This window comes from Clostridium sp. LS (assembly GCF_002760435.1).
Lineage (GTDB): Bacteria > Bacillota > Clostridia > Clostridiales > Clostridiaceae > Clostridium.
This window is the reverse complement of the sequence record NZ_AUUU01000142.1, coordinates 1-8,208: the sequence shown is the minus strand read 5'-3', so window position 1 is coordinate 8,208 and position 8,208 is coordinate 1. Positions and strand designations below refer to the sequence as shown.

8 protein-coding genes are annotated in these 8,208 nt (G+C 29.1%); 2 read left to right on the top strand and 6 right to left on the bottom strand.

Features of this window, described 5'->3' with window-relative positions; genetic code table 11:
- Positions 1-668: cytochrome b5 domain-containing protein (locus COL3_RS24210; RefSeq protein ID WP_099716741.1), on the bottom strand; the 668-nt coding region annotated here is incomplete at its 3' end.
- A gap of 427 nt (positions 669-1,095) precedes the next feature.
- On the opposite strand from COL3_RS24210, the gene COL3_RS24205 reads away from it, so the two are divergent.
- Together COL3_RS24205 and COL3_RS24200 are read left to right on the top strand one after the other, a co-directional pair.
- Positions 1,096-2,124 carry a 3-deoxy-7-phosphoheptulonate synthase gene (locus COL3_RS24205; RefSeq protein ID WP_008427989.1) on the top strand — a complete coding sequence of 343 codons (1,029 nt, stop codon included), beginning with the start codon at positions 1,096-1,098 and terminating at the stop codon, positions 2,122-2,124.
- Positions 2,125-2,272: 148 nt separating this feature from the next.
- A complete protein-coding gene (locus COL3_RS24200; RefSeq protein ID WP_008427988.1) occupies positions 2,273-3,061 on the top strand; it encodes a histidinol-phosphatase HisJ family protein in 789 nt (262 codons plus the stop codon).
- Positions 3,062-3,085: 24 nt separating this feature from the next.
- Here COL3_RS24200 and COL3_RS24195 read toward each other — a convergent pair whose 3' ends face one another.
- From COL3_RS24195 to COL3_RS24175, 5 genes are all read right to left on the bottom strand, one after another.
- Positions 3,086-3,373, bottom strand: a complete 288-nt coding sequence (locus COL3_RS24195; protein WP_008427986.1) for a DUF503 domain-containing protein — start codon at positions 3,371-3,373, stop codon at positions 3,086-3,088.
- A 23-nt stretch (positions 3,374-3,396) separates the two neighbouring features.
- Positions 3,397-4,299, bottom strand: coding sequence for a 3'-5' exoribonuclease YhaM family protein (locus COL3_RS24190; RefSeq protein ID WP_008427985.1), 903 nt, complete (start codon positions 4,297-4,299; stop codon positions 3,397-3,399).
- 149 nt (positions 4,300-4,448) lie between these two features.
- On the bottom strand, positions 4,449-5,450 hold the full coding sequence (locus COL3_RS24185) for a C40 family peptidase (protein WP_008427982.1): 1,002 nt from the start codon (positions 5,448-5,450) through the stop codon (positions 4,449-4,451).
- A 411-nt stretch (positions 5,451-5,861) separates the two neighbouring features.
- A complete protein-coding gene (locus COL3_RS24180; RefSeq protein WP_008427980.1) occupies positions 5,862-6,953 on the bottom strand; it encodes a ribose-phosphate pyrophosphokinase in 1,092 nt (363 codons plus the stop codon).
- A gap of 254 nt (positions 6,954-7,207) precedes the next feature.
- Entirely contained in the window at positions 7,208-7,927 is a 720-nt protein-coding gene (locus COL3_RS24175; protein ID WP_099716740.1) for an ABC transporter ATP-binding protein, read from the bottom strand.
- Positions 7,928-8,208: the final 281 nt, after the last annotated feature.

The following is an 8,208-nucleotide window of genomic DNA, read 5'->3' as shown; positions in this document are numbered from 1 at the left end:
CCCATGCCTCCGCTTGTTCCAGTTCCTGTTCCGCTTCCTCCGGTTCCCATGCCTCCACTTGTTCCGGTTCCGACTCCTGTACTAGTTCCAGTTGTAGTTCCACCCTTTAATAACTTAGAAGCGCCTGTACTTTGCCAATCTTGAAGCTGACTAATAGCTTCTTGAGGTGTTTTTCCTAACCCAACAAGCACTCCTAATATCGCAACCTTTTGATATATACGTTGTGGACTTGATCCTTGGCTAGGTTCTCTCAAACCAAAAGTTACTATTGGTGTGATATATCTAACCCAATCATCAGGAGTAAATTTAGATGTATCTTGCTGTCCTTGTCCTGTCTGCCTATTCATAAATGAATCATATCTATAATTCATATAATCATCTGTAAGCACACCAACTTTAGGAGCATTTGTAAGAATATCCATCGTTCCATAGTAAGAATTAAATTGATCTGTTATATCTTGGCCTGGAACAAGTCCAAAATTTGCTCCTCCCCCAAAGTTTACCTGCCTTGTCACATCATATACTATACCTTCAATAGCAACATAGGCAGGATTTCCATTATTTCCATTGTACTGTGCTAATTCATCTAAAGTAAATTCTTTTGGCTGTCTATAATAATTGTCTCCTGTAAGTTCATTAATAGTTTTGAAATCAAAATAGATAGACATAAATACCTCTCAAATATTTCTACCTATAAAATTTATGATTTTAATAATAAAAAGATGCATTAATTATTTTTCTTTTTTAAATTAATGGAATATTTTGAAATATTCTATATAAGTGCACTTCCTAGAATGAAGCCAGGCACTTTTATGCCTAAATTGGTAAATATTCTAATGTATGGCTCCCTTCATTTTCGTATTTTATTTAATTAATTTTTTTATAAATAAAGTATCATTTTATTAAATTCAGCATATAATGTAACTTGACTAAAATTTTCAATAATTATATATTTATATAAGTACTCAAATTTGAATTCCAATATACTTTTCATCTTAAATAATGTTAATAATTATATACTTATTCTAAAGTTGTATATAATTTATTTAAATTTTTCTATTTGAGTATATATTAAATACTAAGGGGGCTTTATAAATGAGTTTTATAACTGTAAGAAAAATACCATCTCCAGAGGAGATTAAAGAATTAACTCCTCTCGCAGATAATCTGCAAAAGATAAAAGCTGAAAGAGATGCAGAAATTAAAGAAATATTCACTGGAAAAAGTAATAAATTTCTTGTTATTATTGGACCTTGTTCAGCTGACGATGAAAACTCAGTTTGTGACTATGTTAGCAGACTTGCAAAAGTAAACGAAAAGGTTAAGGATAAGTTGTTTATTGTTCCTAGAATCTATACAAATAAACCTAGAACTACTGGTGAAGGATATAAAGGAATGTTTCATCAACCTGATCCTGAAAAATCTCCTAATATTCTTGAAGGATTAATTTCAATTAGAAAGATGTTTATTCGAGCAATTGAAGAATCACATCTTACTCCTGCCGATGAAATGCTTTATCCTTCAAACTATATGTATTGTGATGATCTATTATCATACGTTGCAGTTGGGGCAAGAAGTGTTGAAAATCAACAACATAGACTTACAGCTAGTGGAATCGATGTTCCTGTTGGAATGAAAAATCCTACAGGCGGTGATATGACAGTAATGTTTAATTCCATACAGGCAGCACACGCAAAACATAACTTCTTATACAGACATAATGAAGTAAATACTACTGGTAATCCATATTCTCATGCAATTATGCGTGGTTCTGTAGATGAACATGGCAACAATATTCCTAATTATCACTATGAAGATTTAATGCGAGTTGCTCAAGCATATAACGAATATAATTTCCCAAATCCAGCAGTAATTGTTGATGCAAACCATGCAAATTCTATGAAAAAATTTGCAGAACAACCTCGTATAGTAAAAGAAATACTTTATAGCAGAAATTACAATAGTGACCTTAAGAAGCTAGTTAAAGGAGTTATGATTGAAAGCTACATAGAAGAAGGCTGTCAAAAAATCGATGAACATATCTATGGTAAATCAATTACTGATCCATGCCTCGGCTGGGAAGCTACTGAACAGTTACTTTATTATATTGCTGAACAAGTTTAATTCAGTTAATAGTTAATATAAAACAAGTCAATTGGTATTGGAGAAATCTCTACGGGGTTTTCTAAAAGAATATTTAGAGCCTTTAGTGATTTCTCCATCACTTCTATTGGTGCAATTTATACTTAAATTATGGAGATGATTAATTAAAATGAAATACTTAAGCGATTACCATTTGCATTCAAAGTTTTCTTTTGATTCTAATCAAAATATTGAGGAAATAATAATTAAAGCTATTTCTATGAACATAAATGAAATATGTTTAACAGAACATATTAGCTTTGACCCTGAGGATAAAAGTTATAATTTTTTTAATTATAATGATTATGAAAATGAAATCCTGAATCTTTCACAAAAATATCATAAAAGGATTAGAATAAAGAAAGGCTTAGAAATTGGAGAATATCATCTTTTTAAGGATGATTTTGATAAATACTTTAAAACAAATAATATAGATTTTATAATTGGCTCAATACACAATCTTAATGGACAAGGTTTAAGGGCTAACATTTCAGAGCACGGAGTTAACTACACTTATGAAACCTACTTTAAAGAAGTTTTAGAATTTATAAAAGTTGGTGACTTTGATGTTCTTGGTCATCTAGATATCGTTCAGCGTTATGCTTTTAAAGAAGGTGGGGTTTATAACTTTGAAGATTTCAAGGAATATATATATGAAATTTTAAAAATAATAATTTATAGTGGAAAAGGTATTGAAGTGAATACTTCTGGATTAAATGATAATTTGCTTTTCCCGAAATTAGAAATACTAAAAATGTACAAAGATTTAAACGGTATAATAATAACTGTAGGTTCTGATGCTCATAGCAACGATAAAATTGGGCAAAAAATAAACTACGCATACGATCTTCTTAAAGATTTAGAATTTAAATATGTATTTACTTATAGCAATAGAAAAATAAATGGAGTGATATTATAATTATTCACTCCTAATTTTAACTTCTTATCTTCTAATGTCTTCTTTTTCAATATTTATTATTTCTGCATCTGTATTACATTCTATAAAGTTAATAATATTTTCCATTGTAGAATCACATTGTGCTGAATTTGCGCATATACCTACAATACCTATTACTAAAGTTTTATGTACATCTTGTTCATCTGCTTCTGATACAGATATATTAAATTTATTTTTTAATCTTTGAGTTATGCTTCTTACAATCATTCTTTTTTCTTTTAATGAATGCACCCAAGATGCCCTTAAGGTAACTCTCATAAATAAAATATTCATATATTCCTCACGTTTCTTTTATTTTATAAATACAGTTTAGTTTCGACTCTTCTATCGTATTCTGACCAAGTGCCAGATTGCGTTGTATTTTTTATTTGTGAAATTTTATTCATAGTTGCATCTATAGAATCAGCATAATTTATTATAAATGATTCTTCCATTCGCATTTCCCTTGGTGAACCATATTCAAGCTTTCCATGATGCTGAACAACGCACCCCTTTATTCTTGCAATGAAATCCTCTGTAAATAATTTCGGCTTATCTTTAATAGCTTTGTCTATCATTTCTATGCCAATGACTATATGACCTTCCATTTCGCCTCTTAGGGTATATTTAAATGGACCATCATAATATAATTCATGAATTTTGCCTATATCATGAAGCTTCGCTGCTAAAACCGCAATTTCTGTTCTTCTACAATTATATTTTTCACAAAGCATTATAGTTAAATCCATAACATTTAGAGTATGTTCTGCAAGTCCCCCTATATAATTATGATGCATAGACACACCACCTATACCACGCTTAAATTTATCTAAAAATTCTTCATCTCTAAAGAAATAATCATTCAAAACTTTAGCTTCCTCAGAAATAACATACTTTTCTGTATATCGCTCTATTTCTTCCAGAATATCATCAATAGGCCTGCTTACTGTAGGTAAATAATCTGAAATATTATAATTTTCAACAAATTCATATGCTTTTACATCTAAATTACCATCTCTAATACCTTCTATTTCTATTACTCTGCCTTCCCTAATATCATCTTTTTTATTAGGCAAATTAGCTTTTATTTCGCCACTTCTATCTGCTAATATACATACAATTTTACTAGAATCTCTAAATAAAATTCTCATAACCATTAATGATAATTTTAAGCTCTCTCCACTTTTCATATCACATAAAAAATTCTCTTTAGTATCCATATTTCCCTCCAATTTAAACATAATTATTAAATATAGTATATGTAAAAAATTTATTTATACTTATTTATTTTATGGTTAAATTAATATGGAATATCAGAACTTTAAGGAGTTCATTAATTATTATCAAAATTAAAATATTTCTTTTTACATTATGGATTTAAAACCCTTCCAACATACTTCATGTTAGACGTGCTTAATCTACTTATTTTTACAACATCTCCTGTATGAGGTGCTTGAATATACATATCATTCCCTATATACATTCCCACATGTGTAGAATCTGAAGGCCTATTAAATACCAAATCTCCCGGTTTAATTTCCGCCATGTCAACTGTAGATGCAAATTTCTGTTGATCCTCTGATATTCTAGGTACATTTATTCCTTGAGATTTAAATACATATTGTATAAGTCCGGAACAATCGAAGCCCTCAGGTGATTCTCCTCCCCACACATAAGGTACTTTTAGATACCTTTCAGCCTCTTCAATTACCGCCTTAGCTTGTCCTGTAATATCTGAAGGTAAAGTTATAGGTACAGTAATACCTTCATCACCTGAAAAAATCACTCCATTTTCCTGAATATATTTTAAAAGATTTCCTTTTTGATCTTCCAATTCTTTAATTTTATTTTCAACATCTTCTTTATTTTTTTCTAAATCCTTACGTTCTTTATCTATATTATCCTGAATCACTAAAAGCTTCTTCTTTGATTCCTTAGCTTCTAAAATAAGATTCTTATCGCTTGTACATATTTGAGATATTAATGATACCTTGTGAAGTGCATCTAAAACATTTCCAGAAGAAAACAGTGCATCTATGTATTGCATAGAAGTAACTTCTAGACCTCCATTTAATTGTATTCCCTTCAATCTCTCTGATAGTTGTTTATTGCTTTTATCAACCTTTTCCTGCGCTAATTTTAATAAATCACTATTTTCTTTTATCTCATTTTCCTTTTCAGATATTTGCTCTTTTAATTTATTTAGGTTGTCCATATTACTTTCAATTTTTCTATCACAATCTTGTACATTCTCTATTGCTTCTTGGAGTGATGATGGATTTGGTTCCGCATAAGCTGGCAAAGAGTTACTCATTACCATAATAAAAAATAGTAAAGCTATTCTTAGTTTAATTCTATAATTTCTTTTCATTTTATCCTCCTTTAGTCACTTATTTTATTTTATAATCATTATGCAAATTCAACATAATATATGCAAAGTGTAAACGAGTAAATACATTATGTTACATTAGGTTATTAAACAAATAGTTCATAAGTTACATATCCATTTAAAATTATATATATTGCTAATGAAAAAAAATTATGACTAAAAATAATCTTATTATAAGCCAAAACACTTACAAGTAACTCACTTAATTATATCACGGCGCCCATTCTTATTCCACCTTTTTCCATCAACTAAAAATAACAAAATAATTTGTGCTTCAAAAAAAAATGAGTTATTAATAGCATTTTAAACATGACACCATATTTAAAAACCCTAATAACTCATTTTCTCTTTATATTTCTATATTATTATACATGTATTTTTAAGAACGAGTAATTATTTATTTAATAAACTATGTATTATTCTTGTTGCATCCATATACTTAGCTATTGATCTACCATGATTTAATCGGTTTATGATTCTAGCTGACAACTCTGACAAATCAACACCTTTAAACCATACTTCACCTTGTAAGCTTGGCGGTATATATGTCAAGTTAGTAGAATATATTCTTGATATTAATCCATCTTCATATGCTTTTGCAAACTTTTCAAGACCTTCAGTAAAGAAGGCAAAGGTAGCTGCTACATAAACATTTCTAGCATTTCTTTTCTTTAATTCTTTTGCAATATCAAGAACAGATTCACCAGATGCTATCATATCATCAACAATTAATACATCTTTTCCAGAAACTTCTCTTCCTACATATTCATGTTGAACAATTGGATTTTTTCCGTTAACAATTGTAGAATGATCTCTTCTCTTGTAGAAAAGACCAACATCAACACCCAAAACACTTGAATAATAAATAGCTCTATCCATTGCTCCTGTATCTGGACTTATTACAAGTAATTTTTCCTTATCTAACTCTAATGTTTTTTCATTAGATACAATGGCTTTGACAATGTCATAAGTTGGATATATATTTTCAAAAGATAATAAAGGAATAGCGTTTTGTATGTTAGGGTCATGAACATCAAAAGTAATAATTTCATCAACACCTAATCTTTCAAGTTCTTGAAGCGCTAAAGCACAGTCTAAAGACTCTCTTCCTTTACGTCTATGTTGTCTTGATTCATATAAAAGAGGCATTATTACAGTTATTCGCGCCGCTTTACCTCTTATTGCTGCAACCGTTCTTTTTATATCTTGAAAATGTTCATCTGGACCTTTATGATTTTCGATTCCAAACATTTTGTATGTGCAGCTATAATTTCCAACATCACATAAAATGTAAATATCTTTTGCTCTAACAGTCTCAGAAATTTTAACTTTTCCTTCTCCATTAGAAAATCTAATTTCTTCAACTGGTATTAAGAATGATTCTGTACAATTTCTGTTGTTCTGGATATACTTGTCTATAGCATTACCTAATTCCGCACAGCTTTCTAATGCTATAATTCCAAGTTCATGATTTAATTCACTCATTTGCGTTCCCCTTTTTTTAATATTTTTCTAGTATAGTGCTTATTGTTATAAAAAAACTCAAACAATTAAAGTATACCCTAAATTTACATATATATAAATATATTATTACAAATTTCAGAAAAAATTATAAGAATTTTATTTTATTTTTGTAATTTATATTTTCAGTTTATTTTCAAAGCAAATATAAAAGGGGCTATATTTTTGCAAATTAGTGCATAAATATAACCTCTATTAAATCCAACAATATTTTATAGTCAATTTAGAGTATAAATTTTTTTATAAGAATTATTTTTTTCCCCTATTATTTCCCCATCTCTTATAGTAATTATCCTTTGAGTTTCGTTCGCAAGATCTCTATCATGGGTTATTAGTACTATGGTTCTTCCTTGTTTCTCGTGAATCTTATGAAATAAATTCATAACTGTTCTTCCAGTTTCAGAATCAAGAGCTCCTGTTGGCTCATCTGCAAGTATTATATCTGGGTCGTTCGCTAGAGCTCTAGCAATAGCAACTCTTTGCCTTTGCCCTCCAGATAATTCATTAGGCAGATGATTGAGCCTATCATCCATTCCAACCAATTCTAATAATTCCTTAGCTTTATTTATTCTTTCTTTTCGCTCCAAACCATAATACAACATTGGTAATTCTACGTTTTTTAATGAATTTGTTCTAGCTATTAAATTTGCAGTTTGAAATACAAATCCTATCTTTTTATTTCTTATCTCAGCTAACTTATTATCATTGATTTTATTTATATCAATATTGTCCAAGTAATAATCACCTGAAGTTTGCCTATCTAGAACTCCTATTATATTCATTAATGTACTTTTTCCTGATCCTGATGCACCTACAATAGCCACAAATTCGCCAGCTCTTATGTTTATATTAATATTTTTAAGAATATCTAACTGGTTCGGCTTTCCAATAAAAAAACTCTTTGTAATATTTTTCATTTCAATAATATTATTACCCAATTAACTCCCCTCCCATATACTCTCAAAACACAAACAACATCTACAAATTCATAAGTACTATACACTAATTCTCTATTGTATATTATTGTTTAAAATTATAGTTTGTGACTAATTTTGAAACTATCTTAGGTTGCTAATTTTATAATTACTTTTTATAATCTCTTCCTTATATTAATATTATCACCAAACAAATCCTAATTCAATGTAAACTTTTTCACATTGCTCTTATTATAGATAAACAACATGTAAACTAGACTTATGTGGTAGCTTACCGAAATAAT